At 65.1% G+C, this 15,812-nt stretch carries 11 protein-coding genes; 7 read left to right on the top strand and 4 right to left on the bottom strand.

Features of this window, described 5'->3' with window-relative positions:
• The first annotated feature begins 20 nt into the window (after positions 1-20).
• Positions 21-959 (top strand): LysR family transcriptional regulator, encoded by a 939-nt coding sequence (locus BLW48_RS12495; RefSeq protein ID WP_093175101.1) that lies wholly within the window; start codon positions 21-23, stop codon positions 957-959.
• A gap of 62 nt (positions 960-1,021) precedes the next feature.
• Here BLW48_RS12495 and BLW48_RS12490 read toward each other — a convergent pair whose 3' ends face one another.
• On the bottom strand, positions 1,022-1,891 hold the full coding sequence (locus tag BLW48_RS12490) for an intradiol ring-cleavage dioxygenase (RefSeq protein WP_093175098.1): 870 nt from the start codon (positions 1,889-1,891) through the stop codon (positions 1,022-1,024).
• A gap of 25 nt (positions 1,892-1,916) precedes the next feature.
• Positions 1,917-2,900 (bottom strand): amidohydrolase family protein, encoded by a 984-nt coding sequence (locus BLW48_RS12485; protein ID WP_093175095.1) that lies wholly within the window; start codon positions 2,898-2,900, stop codon positions 1,917-1,919.
• A 323-nt stretch (positions 2,901-3,223) separates the two neighbouring features.
• Here BLW48_RS12485 and BLW48_RS12480 point away from each other — a divergent pair, with 323 nt between their 5' ends.
• Positions 3,224-4,600: an MFS transporter gene (locus BLW48_RS12480; RefSeq protein ID WP_093175093.1), complete on the top strand. Its 1,377-nt coding sequence runs from the start codon at positions 3,224-3,226 to the stop codon at positions 4,598-4,600.
• A gap of 58 nt (positions 4,601-4,658) precedes the next feature.
• On the opposite strand, the gene BLW48_RS12475 is transcribed toward BLW48_RS12480, so the two are convergent.
• Both BLW48_RS12475 and BLW48_RS12470 read right to left on the bottom strand, forming a co-directional pair.
• Entirely contained in the window at positions 4,659-5,096 is a 438-nt protein-coding gene (locus tag BLW48_RS12475; protein ID WP_177142329.1) for a DUF1569 domain-containing protein, read from the bottom strand.
• A 141-nt stretch (positions 5,097-5,237) separates the two neighbouring features.
• Positions 5,238-6,056, bottom strand: a complete 819-nt coding sequence (locus BLW48_RS12470; RefSeq protein ID WP_093077051.1) for a transglutaminase-like domain-containing protein — start codon at positions 6,054-6,056, stop codon at positions 5,238-5,240.
• 287 nt (positions 6,057-6,343) lie between these two features.
• Here BLW48_RS12470 and BLW48_RS35405 point away from each other — a divergent pair, with 287 nt between their 5' ends.
• From BLW48_RS35405 to BLW48_RS12450, 5 genes are all read left to right on the top strand, one after another.
• Positions 6,344-6,496, top strand: a complete 153-nt coding sequence (locus tag BLW48_RS35405) for a hypothetical protein (RefSeq protein WP_176928769.1) — start codon at positions 6,344-6,346, stop codon at positions 6,494-6,496.
• Positions 6,497-6,531: 35 nt separating this feature from the next.
• Positions 6,532-8,718 (top strand): catalase HPII, encoded by a 2,187-nt coding sequence (katE, locus tag BLW48_RS12465; RefSeq protein WP_256330764.1) that lies wholly within the window; start codon positions 6,532-6,534, stop codon positions 8,716-8,718.
• A 185-nt stretch (positions 8,719-8,903) separates the two neighbouring features.
• Positions 8,904-11,711 (top strand): ExeM/NucH family extracellular endonuclease, encoded by a 2,808-nt coding sequence (locus BLW48_RS12460; RefSeq protein WP_177142328.1) that lies wholly within the window; start codon positions 8,904-8,906, stop codon positions 11,709-11,711.
• A 163-nt stretch (positions 11,712-11,874) separates the two neighbouring features.
• A complete protein-coding gene (locus BLW48_RS12455; RefSeq protein WP_093175083.1) occupies positions 11,875-14,019 on the top strand; it encodes a CHAT domain-containing protein in 2,145 nt (714 codons plus the stop codon).
• Between the two features lie 15 nt (positions 14,020-14,034).
• Positions 14,035-15,810 carry a ShlB/FhaC/HecB family hemolysin secretion/activation protein gene (locus BLW48_RS12450; protein WP_256330763.1) on the top strand — a complete coding sequence of 592 codons (1,776 nt, stop codon included), beginning with the start codon at positions 14,035-14,037 and terminating at the stop codon, positions 15,808-15,810.
• Positions 15,811-15,812: the final 2 nt, after the last annotated feature.

Below are 15,812 nucleotides of genomic sequence, written 5' to 3'. Positions count from 1 at the left end.
AAACGGCCGGAGACGACGCGGTGAACATCAACTCCATTGATCTGAATCTCTTCCTGGTCTTTCAGGCGATCTACGCCACGCGCAGCGTGACGCTCGCGGGTGATCGGCTCGGCATGACGCAGTCGGCGGTGAGCAACGCCCTCAAGCGCATGCGCGAGCGTTTCAGCGACACGCTGTTCGTGCGCTCGGCGGATGGGATGGTCCCCACGCCCGTCGCCGAACGCCTCATCGCCCCGATCGAGGAGGGAATCGCCTGCCTGGTGCAGGCGGTCGATCAAGGCAGAACCTTCGATGCGCAGACATCGGGCCGCACGTTCAGGATTGCCGTCAACGACATCGGGCAACTGGTCATGATGCCCGAGCTGCTCATGGTCGCTCGCGCTGCTGCACCCGGGGTTCGCTTCGAAACAGTGGACGTCTCCATGGCCGACGCCCGGCAGCGGATGCTCCATGGACAAATCGACATAGCGCTCGGCAGCTGGGAGCCGATGGGGCCGTCGTTCTACCAGCAGCGACTGTTCGACGAATCATTCGTCGTGCTGATGTCGAAGACTTCGCCGTTGGGCACACCCGCAAGCATCGAACTCGACGACTACCTCGCGGCGGAACACATTGCGTACCGGCCTCAGGGAACGACCGACTCGCAATTGCAGCAGACCCTGGATCGGGCGGGTGCGCTCGATCGCCGGCGGGTCGTCCTTACGGCCGCCCACTCGCTGGGCCTGTCGTCGATCGTCGCCGCATCGGGCCTGCTGCTGACTGCGCCGGCCCGTCTCGCCAGGGCGATGGTGGCTTCACGCGCGGATCTGCATATCGTCGATGCGCCGTTCGAGGTCACGCCATTCGAAATACGGCAGCAGTGGCACGAGCGATTTCATCAGGACAGCGGAAATCGCTGGCTGCGCGAACTGATATTCGGCCTCTTCCATGAGCGATCACGCCGCGATCCGCAGGTGTAGACGTCGTACGGTGCGCCTGGATCGGCCTGCCGTCGCGGTGCCGGAAATGGCGTTGACAGACCCTAGTCGTTCCTGGAGTCGTTCAACACGAAGTCGTATTCGAGCGTGTAGAAGGGAACGTCCATGCAGGTGCCATCCGGCGCGACGCCCGGCTCATTGCGCTTCCACTCGGCGATGAGCGAGCTGCGCACGCCGAATACCGCGTCGGTGTCGAGATAGCGACCTTCTGCGCGAAACACATGGGTGATGAGCGTCTCGTACCCCGGCGCCCGGATCATGAAGTGCAGGTGTGCCGGACGCCACGGGTGGCGGCCGAGCTCTTCCAGCAGTTGCCCCACCGGGCCGTCGTGAGGAATCGGATAAGGAACGGCCACGACAGATCTGAACCGGTAGCTGCCGTCCCCGAGGCTGCTCAGATGGCCTCGACCTTGCGCATGCTCCAGCTCCGGACGCTGAACGTCGTACCAGCCTTCGTCGTCGGACTGCCAGACGTCGATGCGCGCATCTGCAATCGGCTCGCCGTCGATCCCGCGGACCGTTCCGCCAACGAAGCAGGGTTCACCGCTCGCGCCATTGGCGATGTCGTCGCCGTTCCTGTACGCCGGCGAGTCGGGTACGTAGAAGGGACCGAAGACCGTCGCCTCGGTGCATCCGGCAGGGCGCCGGTTGCACTGTGCGGTGACGAGCGTCGAAAGCCCCAGCACATCGGACAGCAGGATGAACTCCTGCCTCTTGTCGTCGGTGATGCTTCCGGCGCGCGTGAGGAAGTCGATGCCATGGGACCACTCGGCTTCGGTGAGCTGCACCTCGCGTGCGAAGTCGTGAAGGTGGCGCACCAGGCTGTCCATCACGGTCTTCAGGCGCGCATTGGAAGTTGCACCGTGCGCTTTCCGGACTGCGCTGGTGATGGTCCATTCGTCGATGTCGATCATTAGGTCCCGTGCCTGCCCGGGTGAATCAGGACTGCTTCAGCTTGAACAGCGACAGCGCGTTCGTCCGGCCGATCTTCGTCCGATCGGCCTCGCTGATGCTCGCGTCGTTGAACCAGTTCGAAGCGTGATCCACGTTCTCGAAAGGCCAGTCGGTCGAGAACAGGATCCGGTCCGACCCGATTTCCAGCATCGCATCGATCAGCGTCTGGGTGCGGAAGTTGCCGGAGGTCGTGAGATAGAAGTTTTCCTGGAAGTATTCGCACAGCTTGCGCTTGGCCGGATAGCCCTTGGGCGCCTTGACCCAGGCATTGCGGTGGTCGACTCTCCACATGTTGTAGGGCAGGCCTTCGCCCAGATGGCCGAGGATGATCTTGAGACGGGGATGGCGATCGAAGAGGCCGCTGGCCATGAGGCGCAGGGCGTGGACGGCGGTTTCCTGTGCAAAGGCCCACGTAGGGCCGAGCAGCCACGGGTGGCCTTCGTAGATCTGCGCTCCGCTCGCGAGCGGGTTGCGCGGATGCAGGTAGAACGGCGCGTCGAGCCGCTGCGCCGCCTCCCAGAAAGGGGCGTACTGCGGCGCGTCATAGTAGGTGGCGTTGTCGGTCGTGCCGATCTGCGAGAAGCCGTTGACCAGGGCGCCGCGGAAACCCAGCTCGGTCATGCACCGCTCGAGTTCCTGGGTGGCCCTTTCGGGGTCCTGCATGGGCAGGGCTGCGAACGCCTGGAAGCGGTCGGGCCGTCGCGCCACCTGCTCCGCCAGAAAATCGTTCGCGCGGATCGCGAGCTCGCAGGCTTTCTTCGGATCGGGCACCGCCTGCACGGCAGGTGCATTCAGCGAGAGGATCATCATTTCCATGCCGTGCTCATCCATCTGGCGCAAGCGCCCTTCGTGAATGTCTAGGAGGCGGCTGCTGAGCTCCCGCCAGTAGTCTCCCGGCACGAAGCCGGCTGAATCCTGAAGCGTCTCGGAAATCGCAAAGTGTTCCTCGAGGCCGATCTTGCCTTGCATGACCATCTCCTTTGTGCGCGCGGGCTCTGCCGTTGCTTGGGTTCCTGGCAGCGCCACGTTGGCGTTCGCCTGGCTGCTGAATCTATGCAGGCGCCGGGATGTGGTCCAACGAATATCGGTGATAGCGCGCATTCGCCAGGCGCATGAAAGAGCGGGCAGGGCACCGCGACAGTCCGATCCATGGGTAGACCCTCCCCAGAATTTCCAGGATTGATAGGGAACATCCGAAAAATGCGTTGGACCCACCACTGCGAGGCGACCATCATTCAGCCCGTCGCGGAACAACCCTCGCCGTGAGATCTATTCAGTCGGAGACAAGAGCCATGCGCCAAATCGATCTTCACAAGCTGGCCGACGATGCCCGCTTCAACCGCTTTCACGGGCGCGTGCTTTTCTGGTGCGCACTGATCATTGTGTTCGACGGCTACGACCTGTCGGTCGTCGGCATTGCGCTGCCTTCGATCATGGCGAAGATGGGCGTCGATGCGACCAACGCCGGATTCATGGTGAGCTCGGCGCTCTTCGGAATGATGTTCGGGGCCATCTTCCTCGGCACCATTGCCGACAAGATAGGCCGTCGCTGGGCGATCGCCATCTGCATTGGCCTGTTCAGCGTTTTCACGGCTGCAGCCGGCCTCGCCGACGACCCTTTCACCTTCGGTGCAATGCGCTTCCTTGCCGGGCTCGGCATCGGAGGCGTGATGCCGAACGTGGTCGCGCAGATGACCGAGTACTCACCCAGGAAGATTCGCGCGACCCTGGTCACCCTGATGTTCAGTGGCTACGCAGTTGGCGGAATCATTGCAGCGCTTCTGGGCAAGGGGCTCATCGAAACCTACGGCTGGCAATCGGTGTTTTTCGCGGCGGGCCTGCCGGTCCTCCTGATTCCCGTCATCCTGAAGTCGGTTCCGGAATCGATGCCATTCCTGCTCGCCAAGGGCCGCAGCGACGAGCTGAAGGAAATAGCCTCCAGGCTCGATCCCGGCTATCGGCCGCAGGCGACGGACCGATTCGTCGTGCCGGCGCAAGACAAGGCCGACAGCGCGCCGATCAGGCACCTTTTTCGTGAAGGCCGCGGCTTCAGCACCGTGATGTTCTGGATTGCGTTCTTCATGTGCCTGTTCATGGTTTTCGCGCTGAGTTCGTGGCTGACTAAGCTCATGGCCAGCGCCGGCTACAGCCTGGGCTCGGCGCTGACGTTCGTGCTGGTGCTGAACGCGGGAGCCATGGTTGGCGCAATCGGCGGCGGCTGGCTCGCCGACAGGTTCCACATCAAGTACGTGCTCGCGGCAATGTATGCGCTTGCCGCGGTCTCGCTGACGCTGCTCGGGTTCAAGATGCCGACGCCTGCGTTGTTCGTCCTTGTCGGACTGGCTGGTGCTTCGACGATCGGCACGCAGATCGTCGCCAACGCCTATACCGGGCAGTTCTATCCGATGGCGTTCCGCTCTACCGGTCTCGGGTGGGCATTGGGTGTGGGCCGCAGCGGTGCGATCCTCGCGCCGATCCTGATCGGTGTGCTTGTCGGCATGAGCCTGCCGCTGCACCAGAACTTCATTGCGATCGCCATTCCGGCTGTCATCGGCATGATTGCCGTGCTGTTCATCAATCACGATCGGTCTGCGTCGATGCAGCACGCCAACGCGAGTTCCGAATTGAACCAGGCTCCCGCGAGCATGCCGGCAGTGCGTGGAAGTTGAGCTTGCCAGGCCAGCCGTCCACAGGCGCGCGATCCGGTTGGTGCTGTTCGGGTGTGCGTCAGCCTGCGTCCACCAGCTCCCAGTGATTCGCCAGGTGCATGAGATGAGCGCGCGTGTACTCGGATTTGCCCAGTGCGCCGTAGGCGAAGTGCGGTGCGAGTACCCCGCTGTGTCGTTCGAAACGATTCAATGCGTCCATCAGGTGCTCCACCGCAGCGTTCAACGGCTGGCCTGAAGCGATCGTGGGCGCGCCGGGTATCGGCTCTTCCAATCCATGGCTCATCTTGCCGCGCGCCGAGAACACTGCAAATGCCATGGCGCCCAACGAGGCGCGAAACCAGGCAGGCTTCAGCTGTGGAAAGCCATCCAGGGAATATTCGATGCTTTGAGCCGCGTGGTGCAGCACATGGGCGAGATCCCAGCCTGAGCGGGTATGCAGCGGTGCCTCGCGAAGGCGCTCGAGCGTGCGCATGGTGTGAGAAAGGTCGGTATTCATGTGGAGCCGGATGCTATGCATCGGGTCGCACCGAGACTGTCAAATTTTTGACGATCTCTGATTTCGGTTTCCCGCGCCACGGTTTGCAGAGTCCGGCCTGGCCCCGATCGATTCGGTGCTGCACGCGCCGCAGGTTGATGCTCACTGCAGCACTTCCTCGGTAGTCACCTCGAACCGCTGCAGCGTGTTCGCGCCGAACACCATCGTGATCGGCACGTCCGCCGCGTCGCGCCCGCGCGCGATCACCACGCGGCCGATGCGCGGCGTGTTGTGCCGCGCGTCGAAGGTGTGCCAGCGGTTGCCCAGGTACACCTCGAACCACGCGCTGAAGTCCATCGGAAAGCGCACCGGCGGAATGCCGATGTCGCCGAGGTAGCCCGTGACGTAGCGCGCCGGTATGTTCATGCAGCGGCACAGCGTGATCGCAAGGTGCGCGAAGTCGCGGCACACGCCCGTGCGCTCGCGAAAACCCTCCAAAGCGGTGCGCGTGGCCCGTGCATTCTGGTAGTCGAAGCGCAGATGCCGGTGCACGAAGTCGCAGATTGCCTGCACGCGCGACCAGCCCGGCGCCACGTTCGAGAAGTTGGCCCAGGCGAACTGCAGCAATTCGCCGTCGACCTCGCAATAGCGGCTCGGCAGCACGAAAGGCAGCGTCTCCACCGGCAGGTCGGCCGCCGCATGCTCGCTGGCGCTGAAGTCCACCGGGTCGGGCCAGCCCGTGTCGAACACCACCGCGTGGTTGCGCAAACGCACGCTGCTCACCCCTACGGGCACGTGCACGCGCGCGCAGCTGTTGCCGAAGCTGTCCTGGTAGTGGTCGGTGGCCATCGGCGGGCTGAGGGTGATGTTCTCGCCGCCTTGCAGGTCCTGGGCACGCGACGGGTGCACCTGCAGCATGTAGATCACCGCCGTGGGGGCGGTGACGCCGAGTTCGATGTCGAAGCCGATCCTGATCTGCATGGGGTTCTTTCTTCCCTGAGGGGATCCGGGCGGTGCGGCCGGTGCGCGAGGCAGTGCGATGAAAGACAAGCACGATCAGTGCCGTCCCGTGGGCCCATGCTATGCGACGAATCTTTCAGGCTCCACGGCCAGTACCCGCGAAGCAGCGTAGGCGGGTGCGATGCGTTGTCGGTGCGCTCCTACCTTGCACGCACTCTTTCTCCCACAGACGGGGGAGGGCGGCCACTACGGGTCGCGCGCGGTGCGAAACATAACCTTGCAATTCGCTTGCATCCCTGGAGGGACCTATGGAGCTTTCATCGTTTTTCGACACGCTCGCCAGCACCTGGGGCGACGAAATCCTCGTGTGGGCCGTTGCCGCCGTGGCAGGCTGCATATGCCTCGTCGCCGTGGTCAACGTGCTCGACATGTTCCTCGACAGCAACAACGAAACAGGCTGAGTGCCCACCCCATGAAAGATTCCAGCAGATCCACGATGACGCCACAGAACAAGGCCGCTGCGGGCCGCCGCGCCAGCGCCACCAAGGCGAGCGACGGCAGCAACGCCAAGCAGCAGCAACTCGAAGGCTTCACCGTCGAGCATCCGACGACCCTCACCACCAACCAGGGTCTGCAGATACCGGACAACCACAACTCGCTGAAAGCGGGTGTGCGCGGCCCCACGCTGCTGGAAGACTTCATCCTGCGCGAGAAGATCACGCACTTCGACCACGAGCGCATTCCCGAGCGCGCCGTGCACGCGCGCGGCTCGGCGGCGCACGGCTACTTCCAGGTCTACAAGTCGATGTCGCAGTTCACCTGCGCCGACTTTCTCCAGGACCCGGACCAGAAGACGCCCGTTTTCGTGCGTTTCTCGACCGTGGCCGGCTCGCGCGGATCCGCCGATACGGTGCGCGACGTGCGCGGCTTCGCCGTCAAGTTCTACACCCGCGAGGGCAACTACGACCTCGTGGGCAACAACATTCCGGTGTTCTTCATCCAGGACGCGATGAAGTTCCCCGACCTCATCCATGCCGTGAAGCCCGAGCCGCACCACGAGATGCCGCAGGCCGCGAGCGCGCACGACACTTTCTGGGACTTCGCTTCGCTCATGCCCGAGAGTACCCACATGCTGATGTGGGCCATGAGCGACCGCGCCATTCCGCGCAGCCTGCGCATGATGGAAGGCTTCGGCGTTCATACCTTCCGCTTCGTCAACAGCCGCGGCGAGAGCCACTTCGTGAAGTTCCACTGGAAGCCCAGGCTCGGCATTCATGGCCTGGCATGGGACGAGGCGCAGAAGATCGCGGGTAAAGACGCCGACTTTCATCGCCGCGACCTGTGGGAAGCCATCGAGAACGGCGACTTCCCCGAATGGGAGCTCGGCGTACAGATGATTCCGCAGGACAAGGAACACTCGCTCGGCTTCGACCTGCTCGACCCCACCAAGCTGATTCCCGAAGAGATGGTGCCCGTGCAGAAGATCGGCAAGCTGGTGCTCAACCGCAACCCCGACAACTTCTTTGCCGAGACCGAGCAGGTAGCCTTCCATCCGGGACACGTGGTGCCCGGCATCGACTTCAGCAACGACCCGCTGCTCCAGGGCCGCCTCTTCTCGTACACCGACACGCAGATCTCGCGGCTGGGCGGCGCCAACTTCCACGAGCTGCCGATCAACAAGGGCGTGTGCCCGTTCCACAACTTCCAGCGCGACGGCATGCACAGGCAGACCATCGCGCGCGGCCAGGTGGCCTACGAGCCCAACACGCTGGGCAGCGGCACGGAGTTTCGCGTGGACGGCGGCCAGCACGGCTTCCAGTCTTTCCCCGAAGAGATCGATCCACCCAAGGTGCGCCGCCGCAGCCCGTCGTTCGACGACCACTTCACGCAGGCGCGCCTGTTCTTCAACAGCCAGAGTGCGGTCGAGAAGGAACACATCATCGCGGCCTTCCGCTTCGAGCTGTCGAAGCTCGAAGTGCCCGCCATCCGCCAGCGCATGGTCGACAACCTCGCGCACGTGGACGAGAAGCTCGCGCGCCGCGTGGCCGAGCCGCTTGGCATCGGCGAGCCCGATGCCAAGGCGGCAGCAGGCCGCGCGGGCTTTCGTGACCACCGCATCGAGTTGCCCATCGACGAATCGCCCGCGCTCAGCATGGCCGACACCGGAGACGGTTCGATCCGCACGCGCAAGATCGCGATCCTCGTGGCCGACGGTGTCGACTCGGCTTCGCTGAAGCCGATACGCGATGCGCTCGAACAGGCTGGCGCGCAATGCAAGGTCGTCGGGCCGCGTCTGGGCACCGTGGCCAGCGCGTCGAAGCGGCAGATCGAAGTCGACATGACGTTCGCGAACACGCCGTCGGTGATGTTCGATGCGGTGCTGGTGCCAGCCGGCGGCGAAAGCGTCGCTGCATTGGCGGGCATTGGCGATGCGGTGCACTTCGTGCTGGAGGCCTACAAGCACTGCAAGGCGATCTGCACCGTGGGCGAGGGCGTGCAGCTGCTCTCGACGCTGGGCATTGCCGCCGACTCCGATGCTCCAGCAGGCGTGATCGTGGCCGCCACGCCGGTCACCAACCTGGGCGATGCGACTGCCGCAACGCAGATCGCGCATGACTTCATCGCCGCCATCGCGAAGCATCGCCATTGGGATCGCGTGAACATCGACGCGGTACCGGCCTAGCAAGCTTTTGACGTACCTGTCTGCAGGCCGCAATGCGGCCTGCAGCGCGTGGCGCGTCGCGCCGACGCAAGCAATCAAGCAGGCAATCACCCATGACGAGTCCGGGTTTCTCGGGGGCTACACACATGGTCCATATAAACGCGCGCTGTCTGCTCGCTGTTCCCCCTTCATTCAAAGAAACCCACATGACTCATCCCGCACTGAGGCCGACCTGGCAGTTCAAAGCTCTGGCACTGACACTGGTCCTTGCGCTGACCGCCTGCGGCGGCGGTGGTGGCGGGACCTCCTTCCCGCTGATCCCCGGGCCTTCTGCGGGCACCACGCAGCCGAACACGCCGCCGTCGACAGACACGCCGCCGCCGGTTGCGGAGCAGCCACCGCCCACATGTACCGCCGCCGTTCCGGCCAATGCGCCGGTCACGGCCATCTCATCCGTTCAAGGTACGGGCGACACGAGTCCTCTGGCAACGCAACCCGTGACCGTGCGTGGCGTGGTCGTCGGTGACTTCCAGAACACCGGCACCACGACCGTGAAGTTGAATGGATTCTTCATGCAGCAGCTCGTGCCCGATGCCGATCCGCTGACCTCGGAAGGCGTCTTTGTCTATGCACCGAACAACGCCACCCGTGTGGCCGTTGGCGATTTCGTTCAGGTCTCCGGCGTGGTGACCGAGTTCGGCCAGACCGCGGGCGCCGGGGCAAAGCCCGACAGCCTCACGCAGATTGCGGGCACGACAGCGGACCCACTGGCCATCAGCGTCTGCGCTTCCGGCATTGCAATCAGCCCGACACAGATCACGCTGCCGGTGGCCAACGAATCAACGCTGGAGCGCTACGAAGGCATGCTGGTCGAAATTGCGCAGCCCCTGGCCGTGACGGAACTGTTCGAGCTGGGCCGCTATGGCCAGATGGTGCTGGCACTGAACGGACGGCAGTTCAACGCCACCAACGGCAACGCGGCGGTAATCCATGCGCAGAACCTGCTTTCGCGCATCGTGCTGGACGACGGCTCCTCGCGCCAGAACCCGAACCCCATTCCGTACCTGAGCGCAGCAGGCACCGACGGCACCCGACGCATCGGCGATACGACGCAGAAAGTCACCGGCATCCTGAGCCACAACTTTGCGGCCTATCGCATCCAGCCAACGGTGGCGCCCGTGTTCGCGCAGGCCAATCCGCGCTCGCCGACCGCACCGGTGGTCAGCGGCCCGCTCAAGGTAGCCAGCTTCAACGTGCTCAACTACTTCACCACGTTCGTGAACGGAGAAACCTCATCGGGCCAGACCGGCCAGGGTTGCTCGTTCGGCACCGGTCCCGCATCCGCGGCCAACTGCCGCGGCGCGAACAACCTGAACGAGTTCCAGCGGCAGCGGGCCAAGATCGTGGCCGCCATCGCAGGCCTCGATGCCGACGTGGTGGGCCTGATGGAAATCCAGAACTCCGACGTGGCAACGAACGACCTGCTGGCGGCCCTCAACGCCAAGGTCGGCCCGAACACCTATGCCGCCGTCAACAGCGGCGTGTTCGGCACGGATGCCATCAAGGTGGACATCCTGTACAAGCCCGCGAAAGTCCAGCGCGTGGGCAACGCCGTTCTTCCGACGGGCACGGACCTGGCCGACTACACCGCTGCAAGCGGACGCCCGCCACTGGCCCAGCGATTCAGCGCCGTGGGCAACAACGGCGGCTTCTGGTTCGTGGTCAACCACCTGAAGAGCAAGGGCAGCTGCCCGACCACAGGCGACATCGACCAGGGGCAGGGCTGCTTCAACCTGGCGCGTACCCAGCAGGCGAACGCACTGAACAGCTTCGTCGCCAAGCTCAAGGCCATGGACGAGGACGAGACCGACGTACTGATGATGGGCGACTTCAACAGCTACCTGCTGGAAGACCCGACCAAGGTGCTCGAAGCCGCCGGCAACGAAAGCCTGCTCAAGCGCATGCCCGCCGACAACCGGTACACCTATGTCTTCGGCGGCGAAACCGGCGCACTCGACCATGCCTATGCATCGTCTTCGCTGGGCTCGCAGGTCAGCGGCGTGAGCGTGTGGCACATCAACGCCGACGAGCCCACTGCGCTGGACTACAACACCGACTTCACGACCGACGACCGCTATGCGCCCACGCCCTTCCGGGCATCGGACCACGACCCTGTGCTTGTCGGCCTGACCCTGGCGGCCGATGCCGCGGTGACGCAACCCATCGTCAGTGCGTCGGTCCCGACGGCCGCAAAGGTCGGGGAAGCCTACAGCGTGAACATCTTCGAAGCCACGCCCGGCGGCGCGACCACGCTGACTTCTCTTGCAGTCGATTGGGGAGACGGCAGCGCCGCCACGACAGCGCCTGGCACCGGCACGGTGACGCATACCTACGCGGCCGCGGGCACCTACAACGTGGTGACCACGCTGACCAACTCCGCCGGCCAGACCGCAACGCAATCGGGTAGCGTGAACGTGAGCGCGGTGGTCGTGGTAGTACCTCCCGGAGCGCCGGATCTGTTCTTCAGCGAATACGTGGAAGGCACGGCGAGCAACAAGGCGATCGAGATCTACAACCCGACCGCATCGGCGGTGGACCTGAGCCTGTATACCGTCAGGCTGTATTCCAACGGCACGGCCACGCCGCCAACCAGCTCCCAGGTGCTTTCCGGCTCCCTGCCTGCTGGTGGTGTTCTGGTGCTGGCGAACGCCAGTGCGACGGCTGCCTTCAAGCCCGCAGGCACGCTCACCAGCGGCGTAGTCAACTTCAATGGCGACGATGCACTGACGCTGGAAAAATCGGGCGTGGTCATCGATCGCTTCGGTCAAGTCGGCTTTGACCCTGGAACCGAATGGACCGTCGGCGGAGTCGGCACGCTGAACCGGACCCTGCGCCGCAAGCCCGACATCAAGGCGGGGGATCGCAACCCGGGCCTCGCTTTCGATCCGTCGGTGCAATGGATCGGTTTGCCGGAGGACACCTCCGACGGCCTGGGCGCGCACACGGTAAATTGACCTGGCGCAAGCACCCTCTTAGTCCTTTAGCGCTAGACCGTATTGAGAATAGGCGCGGCAGGAGGCCGCTCCTAGACTTTCCCCCCGAGGCCTGAACGGCGCGCACTCCCGCGGCGTCGAACATCCGCAGCAGCGGATGCATGGGCCGCACGCAGGGGGTTCAATGGCGTGGTTTTCAAGATGGGGATGGGAGCGCCCTGCACGTCATCGTGCGGGCTTCGCAGGTGCGCTCGGTCTGGCTGGCATTCTTTTCCTGGGCTACGGCTCTTTGGCATCGGCGCAGCAGGCGACGAGCGCCGAAGCCGCGGCCAGCAAGATGGAGCAGGCCCGACTGGCCGACACCGACACCTTGCTGGCATTGACCAGCGAAGGCGCTGTTCTCTATGGGCAGGACGCGGTCAAGCTCTCGGGCTACCAGTACTGCAGTCAGGCCGTTGCGCTGGCCGAGGCCGGCGAGTTTCGCCAGAGCGTGCGCGCCGCGAGCAAGGCGCTGCACCTGGCCAACGCCACCAACGACCCGAACCTGATGGCCATGGCCAATCGCGACCTGGCCATCGTCTACAGCTACTCGGGCCAGCTCGAAAAAGCCGAAGAGTTCGCACGCGAAGCGCTCAGGCACCAGGCGCGCGACCCCAAGCTGGTGGTCGGCCCCGTGCAGAAGGTGATCGGCGACGTGCGCACGCGCCGCGGCGATTTCTCCGGCGCGGTTCTCAGCTATGACGAAGCTCTGGCCAACAGCTCGCAGCGCTATGCGCCGCTGGTGCAGGCCTCGCTGGTCAATGCGCTGATCGAATCGGGCGACCCCGCACGGGCACGCGAAGTGCTCGGCACCATGGCGCCGCCGAAGGACGCACCGCTCACCGCTCAGCTCGACCGCACCCGCGCCCGCCTGCTGCTGGCCGAGAACAAGCCGGCCGAGGCGCGCGACATGTACCGCGCGCTCACGGCGCGCCAGGTCGGCGCGGACACCGAGTACTACCGCCTCTGGGCCTGGGACGGCGTGGCGCGCAGCGAACTCGCGCTGGGCCAGAAGCAGGCCGCGGCCGAGGCCGTGGGCCGCGCGCTGGGCGACGTCGACAAGGTGCGCGCCAAGTTCCGCAGCGAAGAATTCAAGATGGGCCTGTTCTCGGACCTGCAGACGGTGTTCGAGCGTGGCGTGGCCATCTACAGCGATGCGGGCGATGCGCGGGCCGCATTCGAGGTGAGCGAGCACAGCCGCTCGCGCGCGCTGCTCGACGCGGTGCGCGGCCGCGCGAAGATCAACGAGCAAGCCGCCAACACCGTCGACCTTGCCACGCTGCAACGCACGCTGGCGCCCGACGAACGCGTGGTGCAGTTCCACTCGCTGCCCGACCGGCTCGTGGTGTGGGTCGTGAGCTCCGGCAACATCACCGAGAAGACGGTGACGGTGAAGCGCGACGAGCTCAACGAGCTGGTCGAGACTTTTCGCAACTCCATCGTGCGCGGCCGCCGCACCGCCATCACCAACGCCGACAAGCTGGGCGCCGCGCTGCTCGGGCCGCTCGGCCTGGCACCGGGGCAGCGGCTGATCGTGGTGCCGCACGGGCCTTTGCACTACCTGCCGTTCCAGGCGCTGCGGCTCGATGGCCGCTACGTCATCGAGACGCATCCGGTGGCGGTGGCTCCGTCGATCAGCATCGCGGTGCAGCTCGCTCAGCGCACGCCGCGCGTGAACGCATCGCTCACGGCCTTCGGCAATCCGCGCATCGAGGACAAGTACGACCTGCCCGGCGCCGAGACCGAAGTGAAGCAGCTCGCGCAGCTGTTCCCGCGCAACACCGTGTACATGGGCGCGGCCGCCACCAAGACGCAGTTCCGCGACGTGGCCTCGCGCTCGCCGCTGATGCATGTGGCGGCGCATGCCGAGGCGGACGCGGTCGATCCGCTGTACTCGCGCATCCTGCTGGCCAACGAAGGCGGGAAGCAGAATTTTCTGGAGGCGCACGAGATCCTCGAGCTGCCGATGGACGGCACCGCGCTGGTCACGCTGTCGGCCTGCGAATCGGGACTGGGGCGCATCGCGCAGGGCGATGAGGTGCTGGGCTTCACGCGCTCGTTTCTCTCGGCTGGAAGCTCCAGCCTGATCGCCTCGCTGTGGCCGGTGTCTGACGACGCGACCGCGGTGCTCATGAGCACGCTCTACGGCGAGCTGGCCAAGGGCCGCGACATCCAGAAGGCCATGCAGGCCGGGCAACTCGCTGTATTGAAGGACCCAAAGATGTCCCATCCCTTCTTCTGGGCGCCGTTCAATTTGATCGGTAACTGGCGCCTGACGGTGGGGAGCTGAGCCATGCGCAATGCCATGAACAGAAACCGCCCCCTTGCTCTTGATCCGCGCAGCGCACTGCGTCCCGTTGCCTGGGCCGCCGGCGCGCTGGTGTCGGCCATGTTCTTCATGGCTGCCGATCGCGCGCATGCCCAGGAGCAGGCGCAGGCCGAACCGCAAGCCACGTCGGCCAACGATGCCGGCGACAGCACCGAACTGCTGCCCACCAAGGACCCCTGCGGCACTTGCGACCGTCCGCTGGCACAAGCAACGGGCGCCGTCGCACCGCAGAGCCTTCCGGCACCGCCGCGCCCAACAGGCTCGACATTCAAGCTCAACGACCTGCGGCTCAACGGCGTCAAAGCGTTGACCAACGAAGAGCTGCAGACCATCACCGGCCCCTACATCGGCCGCGACGTCACGCTCACCGACCTCGAAGAGCTGGCGAAGGCCATCACCGCCCGCTACAAGGAACGAGGCTACTTCCTCGCACAGGCCGTGGTGCCCGTGCAGACCGTGCGGGACGGCATCGTCGAGATCAGCGTCATCGAAGGCCGCCTCGGCAAGGTCGACGTGGTGGTTGCGCCCGACGCGCCCATTGCCGAGTCGCGCGTGCGCGGCTTCCTCGCGCCACTGCAGCCCGGCGAGGCCGTGAGCGCGCCGGCTTATGAACGCGCGATGCTGCTGCTGTCGGACCAGCCCGGCGTCAAGGTGTCCTCGGGACTGCAGGAAGGAGCGCAGGCCGGCACCACCGACCTGTCGGTCGAAGTGGCGGCCGCGCCGCGCTGGGCCTTCACGGCAGAGGCCGACAACCACGGCACCAAGGAATCGGGCCGCTACCGCGTGGGCGGCACGGCGCGCTGGCTCAGCCCCTTCGGCATCGGCGACAACCTCGACATGCGCGTGATGGTGTCCGACAGCAACGCGCTGCAATACGGCCGCATTGCCTACGAGGCGCCCATCGGCACCAGCGGGCTTCGCGCGGGCGTTGGCCTGTCGCGGGTGAGCTACGAGCTTGGCGGCCAGTTCGTCGACCTCGATGCGCGCGGCCGTGCCAACGTGCTCGACTTTTCGCTGAACTATCCGCTGATCAGACAGCGCCAGCAGAACCTGTTCCTGCGCCTGGGCGTCGACGTGAAAGACCTTACCGACGAACTGCGCGCGGCCGACTTCAGCTCGAAGAAGCGAGTCAACGGCCTGAGCCTGGGCTGGACCTGGGAGCGCCGCGACGAACTGCTGGGCGGCGGCTACTGGGCCAGTTCGGGCACGCTGTACCACGGCAACCTCTCGATCCGCGATCCGGAAAGCCGCGACTTCGATCGCAGCATCACGGGGCACAACACCGAAGGCGGCTTCACCAAGCTGAGCTTCCAGCTCTCGCGCCTGCAGGCCATCGTGCCGCGCCACTCGCTGTACCTGTCGCTGGGTGGCCAGTGGGCCAGCAAGAACCTCGACGCCTCGGAAAAACTCGCGCTCGGCGGCGCACGCGCGGTGCGTGCCTATCCCTCGGGCGAACTGCTGGTGGACCAGGGCGTGATCGGCACGGTCGAATGGCGCTGGTCGCTCAACGAAGAGCTCACGCCCTTCCTCTTCTACGACGCCGCGCACGGAAAGATCGTGCGCAACCCGACGCCCTACGACGGCATCAACAGCCACAGCCTGCGAGGCTACGGCGTGGGCCTGAGCTGGTCGCGGCCGGGCAATTTCTCGATCAACGCCACGCTCGCCTGGCGCGCCGGCACGCCGCCTGCGCAGACCGACGGCGGTGGCCGCAACCCGAGGCTGTACGTGCAGCTCATCAAGGCGTTCTGACC

Origin of the sequence: Variovorax sp. YR266 (assembly GCF_900107295.1) — a bacterium.
Taxonomy (GTDB): domain Bacteria; phylum Pseudomonadota; class Gammaproteobacteria; order Burkholderiales; family Burkholderiaceae_C; genus Variovorax.
The sequence above is the reverse complement of the archived record's forward strand: the minus strand, read 5'-3'. Positions and strand labels throughout refer to the sequence as shown.